Raw genomic sequence first — 16,790 nt, forward strand, 5'->3', positions numbered from 1 at the left:
CGCTCGTCACACCAACGCGTGTCGCTGCCAGGGATTGGCCACCTCGAATTGACCGGCCACCGAGAGCAGCAGCAACTCCGATCCGGGCGGCCCGACCAGCTGCACGGCGAGCGGCAGCCCATCCGGCCGGAACCCGACCGGCACCACGATCGCGGGCAGCCCGGCATAGTTCCACGGCGCGGCGTACGGCGCGTAGTTGGCGTTGGTCATCATGTTCTTCCGCCACGACGCCGACGAGAACTGCCCGGCCGACGGCGGGGCGCTCGCCAGCGCCGGGGTGAGCAGCAGATCGATCGACCTGTCGGCGAAGAACTGGATGGACCGCTCCCGCCAGGCGTCCCGCTGCCGCTGCCGGACCAGCCCGGCCTTCATCGCCGCCTTACCGAGCCGGATGTGCTGCCGGGTCCGGGCCTGGAGCCGGTCGACCGGAAGGCCCTCGGAGTTCACGAACGCCCCGGCGAACCACGTCGCCAGCACGCCCAGCGCCACCCCGGTCGAGTAGACCGGATCGGCTTTCACCGTGTCATGGCCGGTATCGACGAGCAGCTTCGACGCCGTACCGACGGCGGAGACGTTCGGCTCGTCCGGTTTCACCCCGGCCACCGGCGACCGCAGCGAGACCCCGATCCGCAGTTTCGCCGGCTCCACCAGTTTCGCCGGGGCCTGCCCGGCCAGCACCGAGAAGCCCAGCGCCGCGTCGGCCACCGTGGTGGCCAGCATGCCGTTCTCCACCAGGCCGAACCAGTCCTTGTCCCCGAAGTCCACCGGGACCACGCCCTTGCCCGGCTTGAGCCCGACCAGGCCGCAGCAGGCCGCCGGGATCCGGATCGAACCGAGCCCGTCGTTGCCCTGCGCGATCGGGACCAGCCCGGCCGCCACCGCCGCCGCCGAGCCACCCGACGATCCGCCCGGCGTCCGCTCCAGATCCCACGGGTTCCGGGCCGGGCCGTCCGCGTCGTCGGTGAGCGCCCAGAGTCCCATCTCGGGCATCCTGGTCACCCCGACCACGACCGCGCCCGCACCGCGCAGCCGCCGGACCACCTCGTGGTCCACCTCGGCCACCTCGGCGCTGCGGGCCGCGGCCGAGCCGTTCCAGGTCGGCAGGCCGGCGACCGCGGTGTTCTCCTTGACCGCGACCGGCACTCCGGCCAGCGGAAGGTTCGCCAGGTCCTCCTGGTCGTCGACCTTCTCCGCCTCGCGGATCGCCTCGACGTCGCGGACCACCCGGAACGCGCCGAGCGCCGGATCGGAGATACCGATCTGCTCCAGATGGTCGGCGACGACCTGGGTGGCGTTCGTGTCGCCGCGGCGTACCGCGCGGGCGATCTGTTTGGCGGTTGCTCCCACCCAGGTCGTCGTGTCCATCGCGCAGATTCTCCAGCGTCGGGCTATTTAACCGAGCGCCTGCTCGAGGTCGGCGAGCAGATCGTCAACGGTTTCGATGCCGACAGACAGTCGCACGAGATCGGCGGGAACTTCAAGCGCTGAGCCCGCAGCCGACAGATGTGTCATCTGACCCGGGTGCTCGATCAGCGATTCGACACCACCGAGCGACTCGGCGAGCACGAAGAGCTTCGCCCGGTTGCAGATGGCGATCGCCTGCTCCGGGCCGCCCACGGCGCGGAACGAGACCATGCCGCCGAACCGGCTCATCTGCTTGGCCGCCACCTCGTGACCCGGGTGGGTCGCCAGGCCCGGGTAGAGCACGCTGGACACCGCCGGGTGCTCGCTCAGGTAGCCGACGATCCGCTCCGCGTTGTCACAGTGCCGGTCCATGCGTACGCCCAGGGTCTTGATGCCCCGCAGGGTCAGCCACGCGTCGAAGGGGCCGTTCACCGCGCCCATCGCGTTCTGGTGGAACGCCAGTTCGTCACCGAGGCCCTCGTCCGCGGTGACCAGACCGCCGCCGACCACGTCCGAGTGACCACCCAGGTACTTCGTCGTCGAATGGATCACGACGTCGGCACCGAGGGTCAGAGGCTGCTGCAGGTACGGGGACGCGAAGGTGTTGTCCACCGCGAGCAGGGCGTCGTACTCGTGGGCCAGGCCGGCCAGCTGCGCGATGTCGTTGACGTTGAGCAGCGGGTTGGTCGGCGTCTCGGACCAGATCAGCCGGGTGTGCCCGGGACGGAACGCGGCCCGCACGGCGTCGATGTCGTCCAGCGGGGCGGCCGTCCAGTCCAGCCCCCACTTCTCGGCCACCTTGCTGAACAGGCGGAACGTGCCGCCGTACGCGTCGTTCGGGATCACCACGTGGTCACCGGGGCGGCACACCGTACGCAGCAGGGTGTCCTCGGCCGCCAGGCCGCTCGCGAAGGCCAGGCCGCGCCGGCCGCCCTCGATCGCCGCCAGGCACTCCTGCAGCGAGTCGCGGGTCGGGTTGCCGGAGCGGCTGTACTCGTAACCCAGGCGGGGGGCGCCGACGGCGTCCTGGGCGTAGGTGCTCGTCTGGTAGATCGGCGGCACCACGGCGCCGGTCCGCGGATCCGGTTCCTGGCCGGCGTGGATGGCGAGGGTGTCGAACCCATAGTTGTTAGCCGTCATGTTGCGCAAGGCTAGTCTCACGGGATGGCGGACTGCGTGTTCTGCGGCATAGTGGCGGGATCGACGCCCGCTTTCGTGGTCGCGTCGTCGGAGTCCGGGGTCGCGTTCCTCGACGTCCGCCCGGTCTTCAAGGGTCACGTCCTGGTGGTCCCCCGCGCGCACGTGGTGACGCTTCCCGACCTTCCCGTCGCCGACCTGCCGGCCTATTTCGGATTTGTCCGTTCCATCGCCGCCGCGGTTCCCGTCGCGATGGATGCCCAGGGCACCTTCGTCGCGATGAACAACATCGTCTCGCAGTCCGTGCCGCACCTGCACACCCATGTGGTGCCGCGCACCAAGGGCGACGGCCTGCGAGGATTCTTCTGGCCGCGACGGAAGTACGACAGCGACGACGAGGCCGCCACGATCGCGGAGACCATTGGTAAGGAATACCTCCGCCTCAGCGTTACAGACAGCGGACGAAGGGAGTGACCGTGTTCCTGCGGTACAAGAAGCTCGACCTGCCCACCGCCGAGACCGCCCTGCCCGGCCGCGACGAGGAAGTGTGGGTCGCCGACCGGCACACCGTTCTCGGTACGCCGCTGAAGGGCCCGTGGCCGGCCGGCCACGAGGTCGCCGTCTTCGGGATGGGCTGTTTCTGGGGTGTGGAGCGCATCTTCTGGCAACTGCCGGGCGTCTACTCGACCTCGGCCGGTTATGCCGGCGGCTTCACGAAGAACCCGAGCTACGAGGAGACCTGCTTCGGCACCACCGGGCACGCCGAGGTGGTCCAGGTGGTCTACGACCCGGCGAAGATCACTTACGAGGACCTGCTGAAGGCCTTCTGGGAGAACCACGACCCGACCCAGGGCATGCGCCAGGGCAACGACACCGGCACCCAGTACCGCTCCGCGATCTACACCACCACGGACGCCCAGGCGGCCACCGCCGCAGCGTCCCGGGACGCTTTCCAGCCAGTGGTCACCGCGGCCGGCCACGGCACGATCACGACCGAGATCAAGCCGCTGGGTGAGTACTACTTCGCCGAGGACTACCACCAGCAGTACCTGGACAAGAACCCCGGCGGTTACTGCAACCACGGCCCGAACGGCATGACCTGCCCGGTCGGCATCGCCCGCACCGCCTGATCGCCCGGTTCCGGATTCTGACGGACAGGCCGCCGACCTGACGGCCGGCGGCCTGGAGCAGCTGATTCACCCGCGCGGGGACTAGTTTCGGAGCAAGTGCCGCGTAAGGTTCAGGCATGGATCGACGTCGACGACGACTCGCCAAGGTCACGCTTCGGACCGAGCGGCGCAAAGTATTCGAGGATCAACCTCTCGTGTACGTACACTCGTCCGTACACGGGAGGAGTACTTCAATGACCATCGCCGCGTCAGCCAGGTTCGAGTTCCGCCTCCGCCCAGAGGCGAAGAGCCGCATAGAGCAGGCAGCCGAGCTGGTGCACGAGAGCACGTCGGACTTCGCCCGGACCGCCGCAGAAGAACGCGCCGACCGGGTCCTTCAGGCGCATTCCGCGGCCACGGTCGTGCCGGGAGCGTTCTTCGACGACCTCCTGCGGGCGCTCGACGAGCCGACCATGCCGAACTCCGCGCTGCGGGAAGCCGCACGGCGCAGCCGAGGCATCGTGGAACGGCGATAACGTCTCGTGGCCTTCATCAGCGAAGCACTGAACGAGCAGCACACCACCCGACGTTTCGACAGCAGCCAACCAGCCCTGGTCACCTGGCTTCAGCAGCATGCGCTGACGACCGAGGCCCGCCGCACCGGCCGGACGTTCATCTGGCAGGACAACGGCCAAGTGGTCGGGTATTACACCATCGCCGCGCATCTCATCGTGCGAGAAGAGCTGCCGAAAGCCATCGGCCGGGGAAACCCGGGACAGATCCCGGCCGTCCTCCTGGCACGACTCGCGCTCGACAAGACCCTGCACGGGCAGGGCCTGGGCGGAGCACTCCTCGCGGACGCGCTCGAACGCATCGTCATCGCCACCCGGGTCGTCGCCGCCCGCTTCGTTGTCGTCGACGCGATCGATCAGGGGGCACACGGCTTCTACCGCCATCACGGCTTCCGCGAGATTCCGGGCACCATGCGACTGATCCAGAAGATCGGTGACATCGCCGCGGCGCTGGAACCGGATCCACCACCCCCGCGGTAATCAGGGATTCCGCGGGCGGCAAGAGGGATTTTCGGGATTCACACTCGCGATAGACATGGGTCGACTGGCAACTGCGCAACGCACAGACTCGGGGCGGGGAGTGTGAGTGTGGGAGGTGCGTTGTGTCGCCCAGGTTCGAGGATGAGCGGGACTCTTGGGAGCTTGCCGAGTCTCTGCTGGACAAGGCCCGCGAGATGATGGCGGAGGCCGAGAAGGCGATGGACACCTGGCGGACCGGTAAAGAGATGAACCGGCTGCGGTGTGAACGGCGCGGGATAAGCCAATCCGACGCAGAGATCCGTTACTCGGCGTCGGCCAACGCCAAGAACGCGATCACCAACAACAACTTCCACGTCGGTCTCGCGACGATGTATTACAACGCCGCGTCCGCGAATTTCGCGCGCGCCCTTTACCTGCACTCGCGCGACGGAGCCCGTTTCTAGGACTCCTCGACGGTGTCCTGCGTGGTCGCCGGCGGGCGGGGCGGGTCGGCCTGGGCTGGTGCGGCGGGCACCGTCAGGGCGAGACCGAGGACCGCGCCGGCACCGATGAGGCGCAGGCCGGCGAGCGAGGCGGCGAGAGTGATCGGACGGCGTTCGGACTTCTTCTCCATACGGTTCTCCTCATCGGGCCGGGACACCACGATGTCAGGTGATCCTGAGACACCGCTGTGCATGACGTCGTGACTCCGGGCACCATGGTCAAGGTGGAGATCGCTACCGAGACCGAGCGAAAATACGACGTTCCCGACAACTTCCAGCTTCCTGACCTGGTCGGGGCCGGCGAGGTAGCCGGCTCCGACGGCGCTGAGATCCACGATCTCGACGCCACCTACTTCGACACCGACGACCTCCGCTTGATGAGAAATCGTCGGACACTCCGGAAACGCAGTGGCGGTAACGACGCCGGCTGGCACCTGAAGACGCCCGGTGACGGCGTGGGCCGCACCGAGCACCGGCTCGACGGCGACGGTGACACGGTGCCGGACGAGCTGGTCGGTGTGGTCCGGGCGATCGTCCGGCGCAGCCCGCTGGCCCCGGTGGCCCGGCTGCGCACTCACCGGGTGGAGACCCCGCTCAAGGACGCCGGCGGCCGGACCCTGGCGCTCGTCGCGCAGGATCAGGTCCGCGCGGAGTCGGCCGGGGTGGAGACCGTCTGGCAGGAGGTCGAGGTGGAGTTCGTCGCCGGCGACCCGGCGGTGCTGGACGCGGTGGAGGAGCGGTTGTTCGCCGCCGGCGCCCGCCCGGCGCGGGGCCCGTCGAAGGTGTCGCGGGCGCTCGCCGACCGGCTGGCGGCGGAGAAGGACAAGGCGAAGACCAAGGGCAGGACCAAGGATCCGGTGATGGTGTACGCCGGGGAGCAGCGGGACGCGATTCTCGCCCACGACCCGGGTGCCCGTCAGGGTGACGAGCGGTCGGTGCACCAGATGCGGGTGGCCACGCGACGGTTGCGCAGCACTCTGAAGACGTACCAGAAAAGCTTTCCGGAATCTGACCTTCGTGACGAGCTGCGCTGGCTGGCCGGGGTGCTGGGCGACGTGCGGGATCCGCAGGTGCTGGAGGAGAAGCTGCTGGCGCTGGTCGAGGAGGCCGGTCCGGAGTTCGAGCCGGCCGCCGACCGGGTCCGCACGCATCTGGAGAAGGCGATCGCCACCGGCCGGCGGGATCTGGTGACGGCTCTCGACTCGGGCCGCTATCTGGATCTGCTGGACCGGATCGACGAGCTGGTCACGCAGCGGCCGCGGACCGCCGACCCGGCGAAACGGGCCCGGAAGGTGCTGGCGAAGGCGGACCTCAAGCTGGACGCGGCACTGGAGTCCGGGGTGGAGGAGGAGATCCACGATTCCCGCAAGGGTTTCAAACAGGCGCGGTACGCTGTCGAAATTCTCGAACCGGAACAGGGCAAAGCGGCGAAACGGCTGATCAACGCACTGACCGACCTGCAGGACGGTCTCGGCGCGTACCAGGACTCGAATGTGGCCCGTGGGGTGCTGCGCGAACTGGGTAAGAAGAGTTTCCAGTTCGGGGTGTTGTACGGCCGGCAGGAACAGGTCGGCCGGGACGAGCTGGCGAAGGTTCCGGCACTGGCCCGCAAGGCGCGGCGCAGGAAAGTTCGCCGAGTGTTCTGATCCAGCTGGTTGTGGTCTTGGCGGGGGCGGGTATGAATCGAGTCATGCAATCCGAGTTCGACTTGCGGGCCACCCCGCCCTATGAAGGTCCGATCGCCGAGCTGAACGGTTACCGGGTCGTCGACGACGAGGACGACGACCCGAAACTGCTGAACGCCGACGGCCTGCCGGTCGACACCTGGCGCGAGGACTACCCCTACGACGAGCGGCTGTCCCGCGCCGAGTACGACCACGACAAGCGCCTGCTCCAGATCGAGCTGCTCAAGCTGCAGAACTGGTGCAAGGACACCGGCGAGCGTCTGCTGATCCTGTTCGAGGGCCGGGACGCGGCCGGCAAGGGTGGCACGATCAAGCGGTTCATGGAGCATCTGAACCCGCGTGGCGCCCGGGTGGTGGCCTTGGAGAAACCGAACCCCAAGGAGAGCACCCAGTGGTACTACCAGCGCTACATCAAGCACCTGCCGGCGGCCGGTGAGATCGTGCTCTTCGACCGGTCCTGGTACAACCGGGCCGGTGTCGAGCGGGTGATGGGCTTCTGCAACCGCAAGGAGTACCTGGAGTTCCTGCGGCAGACCCCGGAGCTGGAGCGGATGCTGGTCCGGTCCGGGATCCGGCTGGTCAAGTTCTGGTTCTCGGTGACCAAGGGCGAGCAGCGGACCCGGTTCGCGATCCGGCAGGTGGACCCGGTGCGGCAGTGGAAGCTGTCACCGATGGACCTGGCGTCGCTGGACAAGTGGGACGACTACACCGAGGCCAAGGAGGCGATGTTCTTCTACACCGACACCGCGGACGCCCCGTGGACGGTGGTGAAGAGCAACGACAAGAAGCGGGCCCGGCTGGCCGCGATGCGGTACGTGCTGAACCGCTTCCCGTACCACGGCAAGGACCCGGAGATCGTCGCCGCACCGGACCCGCAGATCCTCGGGCCGGCCTCGCTGGTGGTCGAGAACTCCGACGACTCGCCGATGGTATTCCCGCGCCTGTAGGTGATTCAAAATCATTGGCACCGCCTCTGGATCGTGGATAACGTGGCCGTACACGTGAGAGGAGGTGGTCCAAAGTTGTGTAGCAATGGGACTCGTGAGGTGGCTGTCCGCTAGCCGCTGTCCTTGACAGCTCTTTGCAACAGCGTCAAGACCGTGTGGCAACGGCCTCGGCGAAAAACAGACAGCCACCCGACCCCTGGGGATCCGGTTTAGTCCGACCGGACCTCGCTGTACGCAGCGAGGAAGTCCCCGGGGGTCGTCCTTATATCGGGGAGTCACAGAGATGCGCGAGCTTGTTGTGCTCGGCACGGCGAGCCAGGTTCCCACGCGGCACCGCAACCACAACGGGTACCTGTTGCGCTGGGACGACGAGGTGATCCTCTTCGATCCGGGTGAGGGCACCCAGCGGCAGATGCTGCTGGCCGGCGCCCCGGTGACCCCACTCAAGCGGATCTGCATCACCCACTTCCACGGCGATCACAGCCTCGGCCTGCCCGGCATCCTGCAGCGCATCTCGCTGGACAAGGTGCCGCACCCGGTGACGGTCCACTATCCGGCCGGTGGGCAGGAGTTCTACGATCGTCTGCGGCACGCCACCAGCTACTGGGACAACGCGGAGATCGTGCCCGGCCCGGTCGGCGCCGGATTCGCGGTGGAGACGTCCGCGGGGCGCCTCACCGCTCTGCCGCTGCTGCACCCCATCGAGACGTACGGGTACCGCCTGGTCGAACCGGACTCCCGCCGGATGGTTCCGGCCCTGCTGGCACAGCACGGCATCAAGGGCCCGGCCGTCGGCGAGCTGCAGCGGGCCGGACGGCTCGGGGACGTGACGATCGAGCAGGTCAGCGAGGCCCGCCCCGGGCAGAGTTTCGCGTTCGTGATGGACACCGGACTGTGCGACAGCGTCTTCGAGTTGGCCCGGGGAGTCGACATGCTGGTGATCGAGTCGACCTTCCTGGCCGAGGACGCGGCGATGGCCGCCCAGGTCGGGCACCTCACCGCGGGGCAGGCGGGGATGGTGGCGCGGGAGTCCGGCGTACGAAAGCTGGTTCTGACGCACTTCTCCCAGCGCTATCCGGACCCGTCCCGCTTCCTGGAGGAAGCCGCCAAGGAGTTCGACGGCGACGTCGTCGCCGCCGAGGATCTGTTGAAGGTGCCGTTCCCTACTCGGAGGTGACCATGACCATCGTGATCCGGCCGGTCGAGGACGGCGAGGTGTCGGCGGTGGGTGCGCTGCATCACCGTTCGCGGGCCGCCGCCTACGCGCATCTGCTGTCGCCGGAGACGTTCACCGCGCGCGGGCCGGACGCGATGACCGCATGGTGGGAGGAGCGCTGGAAGTGGGAGCGCGAGACGCACCGGATGGCAGTCGCCGACGACGACGGTGAGCTGGCCGGGTTCACCTATGTCGGCCCGAGCGAGACGGAGGGGGCCGCCGAGCTGTATGCGATCCACGTCGCCCCGGAACGGGTCGGCACCGGGGTCGGCCGGCAGTTGATGGCGAACGCCCTGACCGAGCTGGCTGGTTTCGAGGCCGAGCGAGCGGTGCTGTGGGTACTGGAGGACAACCCGGTCGCACGGCGCTTCTACGAACTCGGCGGCTGGACGCCGGACGGCGAGACCAGGGTCTCGGCAGTCAACGATCGAGACCTGCCACAGCTGCGGTATTCAAAACACCTTTGAGGCCACGGAACGCCTGCCGCGGTGGGGTGCGGCAGACGTTCCGTGACCCTGCTGGTGGGGCGGGAACACGCGACCGAGTGAATGCGGGGGAACCTGTGATCGCGTGCTCCCGCCCACCGCCCCGCCCGAACCGGATGCGCCTGGCCGGAGGCGCTCGATCGACGGAGGCGTGCCGATCTGGGATCCGGTTCTGGAACGGGTCTGGGCGCGGGATATCGACAGCGCTGGCGGGGCGTGCCGATGTCACCGCTGGGCGACGTCGCCCGGGCCGGGAAGCCGTGCTTGCCGGGGGACGGTCAAGCTTTGTGGCGACGTCTTGATTCTGGCTAGCTCCGATACCTCCGGAAATCGTCATTGCGGTGGTACGGGCCGGCGGCGTACCGGTTCCCGATCTCCTCCACCCCGGACCGTCGCCCGGGAAGCTCCCGCATGCTGTTCAGGTCGTGCCGCATGGTCCACACGTCACGCCAGGGCCGGCGGGACACGGCTTCGGCTCGTTCGGCGAGCGTGCGGGCCGAACACGGCCAGCGCCAGCCACACCAGTCGCATCTGCCGTCCGGGCCGGCCAGGTGCCGCCCGAGCATCTGCTGCGCGTCCCGCCACAGCAGACGGTCCACGATGCCGGCGGGTGCCGAATCGTCGACGTCGACCATCCTTGACCCCTTAGTCCGATTCGATAGCACCGTCTCGACACATACAACCGTGATGCGCCAAGACCCGGTCGGACTGTCTGTGCGATTGCGGCGACTATCCGTGACCAGGACGGTGTTCGGCCCCGCTCCGCGGGTGCGGAACGGGGCCGGGAACGAGCCGGGAACGGGCCGGGAACGCGGGTTCAGCTCAGGTGGGCGAGCAGATCCTGCCTGGTCAGAACACCGGCGGGCTTGCCGTCGACGAGGACCATCGCGGCGTCCGCCTTCTCCAGCAGACCGACCGCCTCGGCGACCGGCTCACCGCCACCGATCATCGGCAGCGGGTCGCCCATGTGCCGCTCGATCGTGTCGTGCAGGTGGGCCTGCCCGGTGAAGAGCGCGTCCAGCAGCGCCTTCTCCGAGATGGATCCGGCGACCTCACCGGTGACCACCGGCGGCTCGGCCTTGAGGACGGGAAGCTGGCTCACGCCGTACTCCCGCATGTAGTCGATGGCGTCGCGCACCGTCTCGGTCGGGTGCACGTGGATCAGCGGCGGGATGCCCTCGGCCTTGCCGGCCAGCGCGTCGGCGACGGTCGGCGTGCCCTCCTGCGTGCGGAGGAACCCGTACCGGGCCATCCATTTGTCGTTGAAGATCTTCGAGAGGTAGCCACGGCCGCCGTCCGGCAGCAGGACCACGATCACGTCGTCCGGGCCGGCCTTGCGGGCCACCTCGAGCGCGGCCACCACGGCCATCCCGCAGGAGCCGCCGACCAGCAGGCCCTCCTCGCGGGCGAGCCGCCGGGTCATCTCGAAGGAGTCCGAGTCACTGACCTCGATCACCTCGTCGGTGACACTGCGGTCGTACGCGGTGGGCCAGAAGTCCTCACCGACACCCTCGACCAGGTACGGCCGGCCGGTCCCGCCGGAGTAGACGGAACCCTCCGGGTCGGCGCCGATGACCCGCACGTCGCCCTGTTCCTTCAGGTAGCGGCCGACACCGCTGATGGTGCCGCCGGTGCCGACGCCGGCCACGAAGTGGGTGATCTTCCCGGCGGTCTGGTCCCACAGCTCGGGGCCGGTCTGCTCGTAGTGCGAGCGCGGGTTCGCCGGGTTGCTGTACTGGTCCGGTTTCCAGGCGCCCGGGATGTCCCGGGTCAGCTTGTCGGAGACGTTGTAGTAGGAGCGGGGGTCCTCCGGGGCGACGGCGGTCGGGCAGACGACCACTTCCGCGCCGTACGCCCGGAGCACGTTTTGTTTGTCCTCGCTGACCTTGTCGGGGCAGACGAAGACACACTTGTAACCGCGTTGCTGTGCCACGAGGGCCAGGCCGACACCGGTGTTCCCACTGGTCGGCTCGACGATCGTGCCGCCCGGCTTGAGCAGGCCCGCCTCCTCGGCGTCCTGCACCATCCGTAACGCGATCCGGTCCTTGACCGAGCCACCTGGGTTCATGTACTCGACCTTGGCCAGCACTGTGGCACTGATGCCGTCGGTCACGCTGTTGAGTCGGACCAGCGGAGTGTTACCGATGATCTCGACGACGTTGTCGTAATAGCGCACGACTCACTTTACGCCCAGCGTGGGCCGCGTCCTCTCCCACTCCAGGAACCGCTCGGTCTCGCTGAGGATCGTGCCGGCCAGCCAGGTGACCGCCACCGCGTCGTCGATCAGGCCGAACACCCAGAGGAACATCTCCGGGACGGCGTCGATCGGGGACACCACGTAGGCCGTCGCGGCCGCCATCAGAGCGAGCCGCATGCCACCGTCGTACTCCCCCTTGGCGGTGGCCCGCATCATCCGTGGCAGGGCGCCGAGCCGCTGGCCCAGCGAGGGCCCGCCCTTGGTCCCCGAGCTGAGCGACCGGGCCAGCGCGGTGAACGCCGCCGCACGTTTCAAAGTCTTGGCCATCAATGTTCCCCTCTCCGCCACTCCAGCATGACGTGGTCACGCCATGATTGCCTCTCCAGGGCTTTCGTAAGCCTCTCGCGGGCACGCGTTAGCCTCGAAATCCGACAGCACCCGCCGATGGATGGTTCCCTTCGAGCGACAGCGAGGGAGACTATGAGCACCACAGACGTGACCAGGTCCCGTGGACTGACCGAAACGGACCTGCGACGGCTCCGGACCGCCGGGCGGGTGGCCGGCGCCGCGGGCGGGGCGGTGGCCGGACTGACCGCGCTCTCCGCCACCCTCCTGTGGCGGCAGGCCGCCGACGCGCGCCGGGTCATTCCGCTGGCCGAGGCTCCTCCGCCGCGCGGTGACGGTGTCTACGGCACGAAGTTCGGCGGGAAACCCCTGGTGCTGGTGATTCTGGGGGACTCCTCGGCGGCGGGGTACGGCGTGCACCGTCCCCGTGAGACGCCTGGCGCCCTCTTCGCCACCGGCATCTCCCGCCGGCTGCGCCGCCCGGTCCGCCTGCACCGGCTCGCCGTCGTCGGTTCCGTCTCCGCGGGCCTGCCGTACCAGGTGGACGCCGCGCTGGAACACGAGCCGGACATCGCGGTGATCCTGATCGGCGGCAACGACGTCACGCACGCCTCGGCCCGGCCGGCCGCCGTCCGCCATCTGGGTGACGCGGTGCGACGGCTGCGGGCCACCGGTTGCCGGGTGGTCGTCGGCACCTGTCCCGACCTCGGTGCCATCAAGCCGATCAAGCCGCCGCTGAAGTGGCTGGCCCGCAGCTGGAGCCGTGATCTGGCCGCCGCACAGACCGTCGCGGTGGTCGAGGCCGGCGGTCGTACGGTGTCGCTGGGTGACCTGCTCGGCCCGATGTTCGAGGCCGATCCGGTGCGAATGTACAGTTCCGACCGTTTCCACCCGTCGGCCGAGGGGTACGCCAGAGCGGTGTCGGTCATGATGCCGACCGTGCTGGCGGTGCTCGGCACCGAGGACCGGGTGACCGCTCCGGTCGCCGAGGACGTCCGTGCGCTGGCCGAGGCCGCCGACGAGGCGGTCCGCGCGCCCGGCACCGAGGTGGCGCCGGTCGGCAGGTGGGCCCGGATGCGCAAGTACCGGTGGTTCAGCACTCGCTCGACGGCCAACGTCGGCGGTGACCCACAACACGGGGCCGTAGGGTATACCCCAGAGGATCATCAGGTCGGCTGACGCAAGGAGGCGGGACGTGGCTGGATTGCCGGGACGATTGGCCAAGACCGCGGCCACCGGTCTGCTGGCCGGGGCGGTGGGCGGTTTCGCCCTGATCACCGGCGAGCTGATCGCCGCGCGGGCACGGCGGTACGCCAAGCCGACCATGGGCCTGGCGTTGCGGACGTCGATGGGCCCGCAGAGCGCTCCGCCGCTGCGCCTGGTGCTGCTCGGTGACTCGGCCGCCGTCGGGGTCGGTGTGGAGTGGCTGTCCGACACGGTCGGTGGCCAGCTCGCCCGGCTGCTGGCCGACGGCGGGCCGGACGGCGGACAGCGGCACGTGCTGCTCTCCAGCGTCGGCGTGGCCGGCTCCCGGTCCAGCGATCTCGCCACCCAGGTCGCGCGCTCGCTGCTCGGCGACCGGCCGGACGTGGCGGTGGTCCTGATCGGGGCGTACGACGCCGCTTCCGGCCGCCGCCCCGAGGACGCCTCGGGTCATCTCGGCCAGGCGGTCCGGCGGCTGCGGTCGGCCGGTGTCCAGGTGGTCGTCGGCACCTGCCCCGACCTGGGCGCGTCCCGGTCGATGGCGCCGCCGCTGCGGCAGATCGCCGGGGTGGTCGGGCGCCGGATGGCGCGGGCGCAGGCCCGGGCGGTCGAGGAGGCCGGCGGGGTGGTGGTCGACCTGGCCACCGAGACCGGCGCGGTCTTCCGGGCCGACGCCGGGACGCTCTGTTACGACGGCTTCCACCCATCGGCGGACGGCTATCGGGTGTGGGCGCACGCTCTCTACCCGGCGGTGGCGCAGGCGGCGTCCTTCCGCTCGGCGTGACAGACAAAGGGTGGCGTGACTTCATGCACGCCATGTGACAAATTCGCCCTTCCGTCGATGTTACCGGTGAGTAAACTGGGCGCATGCCGGAAGCTGTCATCGTCGCCACTGCCCGCTCCCCCATCGGCCGCGCTCACAAGGGTTCGCTGAAGGATCTGCGCCCCGACGATCTCGCCACCACGATCGTCGACGCCGCCCTGTCCAAGGTGCCGCAGCTGGACCGCACCCTGATCGAGGACCTGTATCTCGGTTGCGGCCTGCCCGGCGGCGAGCAGGGTTTCAACATGGCCCGGGTGGTCGCCACCCAGCTCGGCCTGGACGGCCTGCCCGGCGCCACCGTCACCCGCTACTGTTCGTCCTCGCTGCAGACCACCCGGATGGCGTTCCACGCGATCAAGGCCGGCGAGGGCGACATCTTCGTCTCGGCCGGTGTCGAGACGGTGTCCCGGTTCGCCCGCGGCAGCTCCGACGGCCTGCCCTCGGCCGCCCAGGAGATCGTCGGCGGCCGGTGGACCAACCCGCTCTTCGACGAGGCCCAGGCCCGCACGGTGACCTCCGCGAAGAACGGCACCACCTGGCACGACCCGCGCGCCGACGGCCTGACCCCGGACATCTACATCGGGATGGGCTACACCGCGGAGAACCTGGCCCAGGTCAAGAACGTGACCCGGGAGGAGATGGACGAGTTCGGCGTCCGCAGCCAGAACCTCGCCGAGAAGGCCATCGCCAACGGCTTCTGGGAGCGCGAGATCACCCCGGTGACCCTGCCCGACGGCACCGTCGTGTCGAAGGACGACGGCCCCCGCGCCGGCGTCACCATCGACGCGGTCTCCCAGCTCAAGCCGGTCTTCCGGGAGGACGGCCGGGTCACCGCCGGCAACTGCTGCCCGCTCAACGACGGCGCCGCCGCGGTCATGATCATGAGTGACACCAAGGCCCGGGAGCTCGGCATCAAGCCGCTCGCCCGGATCGTCTCCACCGGCGTCACCGCCCTCTCCCCCGAGATCATGGGCCTCGGCCCGGTCGAAGCCTCCCGGCAGGCCCTGAAGCGGGCCGGCATGACCATCGGCGACGTCGACCTGGTGGAGATCAACGAGGCGTTCGCGGCACAGGTGATCCCGTCGTACCAGGATCTCGGCATCCCGCTGGAGAAACTCAACGTGAACGGCGGCGCGATCGCCGTCGGCCACCCGTTCGGGATGACCGGCGCCCGCCTCACCGGCACCCTCCTCAACTCCCTGGACTGGCACGACAAGTCCATCGGCCTGGAGACCATGTGTGTCGGCGGCGGCCAGGGCATGGCCCTGATCGTCGAACGCCTGAGCTGAGCGGATCACCGGGCCTCCACACCGGGCACAATTCCCGGTGTGGAGGCCCTGATGACCGACGACGAGATGATCGAAGCGCTGCACCGCGCGTACCACCGGGAGAGCGAACCGGCGCGCCTCGGCGACCACCAGGTCCGGATCATGAGCTTCGAGGTGGGCGGTGGGCTGCTGACCACGGTGTTCCGCATCGGGGACGGCCGGCTCACCCTGCTGCGGGCGGCCAAGGGCACGTACCGCGAGGACGTGGCGATCGCCCTCCTCGACGCCGTCGACCAGGTCGGGGATCCGGGCCGGCAGGTCCACACCCGTCCGCTGACCGTCGACGGCTTCCCGTTGGACCGGGCGGTGGTCCTGCACCCGGTGGACGCGTTCAGCCGCCGCCCCGAACTGAACACGATCACCACGCTGGCCGCGCCGGCCCATCGTGGTGAGGTCCGCCCCGGCGAGTCCCCGGAGGCGTTCGCGCTGGTGACCGGCGGTGTGCTGAACCTGCGGCTGGCCGAGTGGTCCCGTTCGCCGACCCCACGCGCCGACACCCGGCTCCTCGACGAATGGCCCGGCGGCCCGCTGGACGTCTCCGACCAGGCCCACCCCATGTCGGCCGAGTCCCAGCTGACCGGGGTCGCCCAGGGCATCCCCGCCGGTGTCCGCCTGGAACTCACCGACGTCCGCGGCCACCGCCTGGTGCTCACCCGCTCCTGGGACCGCCTGACCGGCACGCTGCTCCCGGCAGCCCCCGCATCCCCGGCAACCCCAACAGCCCCGGCGGCCCCGGCCGCCCCGGCAGGCCCGGACGCCCCGGGAACCCCGGCAACCCCGGCAGGCCCGGACGCCCCGGCAACCCCGGCGACCCCGGCGGGTCCGGACGCCACCGCGGCGGCCCCGCTGCCCGTCGACATCCCCCGGCAGGAGGTCTGGCCGCTGCTGGCCCCGATCTTCGCCGGTGACCCGATCCCGCACGCGAACCTGGTCGTCCCCGGCAGCCCCGAGGAGGACATCCTGGAGATGACCTACCAGACCGCCGACTGCGGCCACGCCGAGCGCCCGTTCCTGGCAACCCTGGAAAGCTGCGCCAAGAGAATCAAGAACCACATCGTGCGTACGCCGGGGAACTGGGCGGTCTTCCGCTCCCGCTCCGGCGCGACGGTCCAGCTCGCCCACGAGGATCACGACCCCCCGCTGTGGCTGGAGACCCCGTATCCGGAGCAGAACCTCTCCCGCGGCCGGCACGTGACTGTCGACGAGGCCACCCGGATCCTGACCGTCCTGTGCCGGGAGGAACGCAGCCCGGTCCCCGACCTGGCAGACCTTCAGACGGTCCCGTGGCTGGTCCCGTCATCGGACAGCACCCCCGCCGAAGGGTAGCGGTCGGAGGGCCGCGCGGATCTCGTCGGTCATCGCGGTCGCGCGGGCCAG

General features: G+C 69.5%; 19 protein-coding genes. 13 read left to right on the plus strand and 6 right to left on the minus strand.

The genetic code is table 11. The features are described 5' to 3' along the window. Positions 1 to 6: 6 nt before the first annotated feature. Both Aco03nite_RS21675 and Aco03nite_RS21680 read right to left on the minus strand, forming a co-directional pair. Positions 7 to 1,365: an amidase gene (locus Aco03nite_RS21675; RefSeq protein ID WP_203797319.1), complete on the minus strand. Its 1,359-nt coding sequence runs from the start codon at positions 1,363 to 1,365 to the stop codon at positions 7 to 9. A 27-nt stretch (positions 1,366 to 1,392) separates the two neighbouring features. Continuing rightward, positions 1,393 to 2,544, minus strand: a complete 1,152-nt coding sequence (locus tag Aco03nite_RS21680; protein WP_203797322.1) for a cystathionine gamma-synthase — start codon at positions 2,542 to 2,544, stop codon at positions 1,393 to 1,395. 24 nt (positions 2,545 to 2,568) lie between these two features. Here Aco03nite_RS21680 and Aco03nite_RS21685 point away from each other — a divergent pair, with 24 nt between their 5' ends. The 5 genes from Aco03nite_RS21685 (at position 2,569) to Aco03nite_RS21705 (ending at position 5,145) form a co-directional block, all read left to right on the plus strand. Then, positions 2,569 to 3,015, plus strand: a complete 447-nt coding sequence (locus tag Aco03nite_RS21685) for an HIT family protein (protein ID WP_203797323.1) — start codon at positions 2,569 to 2,571, stop codon at positions 3,013 to 3,015. Positions 3,016 to 3,017: 2 nt separating this feature from the next. Beyond that, entirely contained in the window at positions 3,018 to 3,671 is a 654-nt protein-coding gene (gene msrA, locus Aco03nite_RS21690) for a peptide-methionine (S)-S-oxide reductase MsrA (protein ID WP_203797324.1), read from the plus strand. Positions 3,672 to 3,904: 233 nt separating this feature from the next. Beyond that, entirely contained in the window at positions 3,905 to 4,186 is a 282-nt protein-coding gene (locus Aco03nite_RS21695; protein WP_203797325.1) for a type II toxin-antitoxin system TacA family antitoxin, read from the plus strand. 6 nt (positions 4,187 to 4,192) lie between these two features. Beyond that, positions 4,193 to 4,702: a GNAT family N-acetyltransferase gene (locus Aco03nite_RS21700; RefSeq protein ID WP_203797326.1), complete on the plus strand. Its 510-nt coding sequence runs from the start codon at positions 4,193 to 4,195 to the stop codon at positions 4,700 to 4,702. Positions 4,703 to 4,824: 122 nt separating this feature from the next. Then, positions 4,825 to 5,145, plus strand: coding sequence for a hypothetical protein (locus tag Aco03nite_RS21705; RefSeq protein ID WP_203797327.1), 321 nt, complete (start codon positions 4,825 to 4,827; stop codon positions 5,143 to 5,145). Here Aco03nite_RS21705 and Aco03nite_RS21710 read toward each other — a convergent pair. Then, positions 5,142 to 5,315: a hypothetical protein gene (locus Aco03nite_RS21710; RefSeq protein ID WP_203797329.1), complete on the minus strand. Its 174-nt coding sequence runs from the start codon at positions 5,313 to 5,315 to the stop codon at positions 5,142 to 5,144. The two genes, Aco03nite_RS21705 and Aco03nite_RS21710, sit on opposite strands and share 4 nt — an antisense overlap. Before the next feature lie 93 nt (positions 5,316 to 5,408). Here Aco03nite_RS21710 and Aco03nite_RS21715 point away from each other — a divergent pair, with 93 nt between their 5' ends. From Aco03nite_RS21715 to Aco03nite_RS21730, 4 genes are all read left to right on the plus strand, one after another. Then, positions 5,409 to 6,830 (plus strand): CYTH and CHAD domain-containing protein, encoded by a 1,422-nt coding sequence (locus tag Aco03nite_RS21715; protein WP_203797331.1) that lies wholly within the window; start codon positions 5,409 to 5,411, stop codon positions 6,828 to 6,830. Between the two features lie 44 nt (positions 6,831 to 6,874). Then, a complete protein-coding gene (gene ppk2 / locus Aco03nite_RS21720; RefSeq protein WP_203797333.1) occupies positions 6,875 to 7,816 on the plus strand; it encodes a polyphosphate kinase 2 in 942 nt (313 codons plus the stop codon). Between the two features lie 283 nt (positions 7,817 to 8,099). Further along, complete coding sequence (locus Aco03nite_RS21725) at positions 8,100 to 8,993, plus strand: ribonuclease Z (protein ID WP_203797335.1); 894 nt, start codon at positions 8,100 to 8,102, stop codon at positions 8,991 to 8,993. A 2-nt stretch (positions 8,994 to 8,995) separates the two neighbouring features. Beyond that, the gene (locus Aco03nite_RS21730) at positions 8,996 to 9,499 is read left to right on the plus strand and encodes a GNAT family N-acetyltransferase (RefSeq protein ID WP_203797337.1); all 504 of its coding nucleotides are present in this window, start codon (positions 8,996 to 8,998) and stop codon (positions 9,497 to 9,499) included. A 326-nt stretch (positions 9,500 to 9,825) separates the two neighbouring features. On the opposite strand, the gene Aco03nite_RS21735 is transcribed toward Aco03nite_RS21730, so the two are convergent. The 3 genes from Aco03nite_RS21735 to Aco03nite_RS21745 all read right to left on the minus strand — a co-directional run bounded on the left by Aco03nite_RS21735 (position 9,826) and on the right by Aco03nite_RS21745 (position 12,041). Continuing rightward, complete coding sequence (locus tag Aco03nite_RS21735) at positions 9,826 to 10,152, minus strand: hypothetical protein (protein WP_203797339.1); 327 nt, start codon at positions 10,150 to 10,152, stop codon at positions 9,826 to 9,828. 182 nt (positions 10,153 to 10,334) lie between these two features. Beyond that, positions 10,335 to 11,693 carry a cystathionine beta-synthase gene (locus tag Aco03nite_RS21740; RefSeq protein WP_203797341.1) on the minus strand — a complete coding sequence of 453 codons (1,359 nt, stop codon included), beginning with the start codon at positions 11,691 to 11,693 and terminating at the stop codon, positions 10,335 to 10,337. A 3-nt stretch (positions 11,694 to 11,696) separates the two neighbouring features. Next, complete coding sequence (locus tag Aco03nite_RS21745) at positions 11,697 to 12,041, minus strand: YkvA family protein (RefSeq protein ID WP_203797344.1); 345 nt, start codon at positions 12,039 to 12,041, stop codon at positions 11,697 to 11,699. A gap of 153 nt (positions 12,042 to 12,194) precedes the next feature. On the opposite strand from Aco03nite_RS21745, the gene Aco03nite_RS21750 reads away from it, so the two are divergent. From Aco03nite_RS21750 to Aco03nite_RS53060, 4 genes are all read left to right on the plus strand, one after another. Beyond that, complete coding sequence (locus Aco03nite_RS21750; RefSeq protein ID WP_203797345.1) at positions 12,195 to 13,238, plus strand: SGNH/GDSL hydrolase family protein; 1,044 nt, start codon at positions 12,195 to 12,197, stop codon at positions 13,236 to 13,238. 16 nt (positions 13,239 to 13,254) lie between these two features. Next, positions 13,255 to 14,046 carry an SGNH/GDSL hydrolase family protein gene (locus tag Aco03nite_RS21755; RefSeq protein ID WP_203797348.1) on the plus strand — a complete coding sequence of 264 codons (792 nt, stop codon included), beginning with the start codon at positions 13,255 to 13,257 and terminating at the stop codon, positions 14,044 to 14,046. 83 nt (positions 14,047 to 14,129) lie between these two features. Further along, positions 14,130 to 15,374, plus strand: coding sequence for an acetyl-CoA C-acetyltransferase (locus Aco03nite_RS21760; RefSeq protein WP_203797350.1), 1,245 nt, complete (start codon positions 14,130 to 14,132; stop codon positions 15,372 to 15,374). Positions 15,375 to 15,425: 51 nt separating this feature from the next. Beyond that, positions 15,426 to 16,739, plus strand: coding sequence for a hypothetical protein (locus Aco03nite_RS53060; protein ID WP_239145330.1), 1,314 nt, complete (start codon positions 15,426 to 15,428; stop codon positions 16,737 to 16,739). Positions 16,740 to 16,790 lie beyond the last annotated feature (51 nt).

The sequence above is a fragment of the Actinoplanes couchii genome (genome assembly GCF_016862075.1).
GTDB lineage: Bacteria > Actinomycetota > Actinomycetes > Mycobacteriales > Micromonosporaceae > Actinoplanes > Actinoplanes couchii.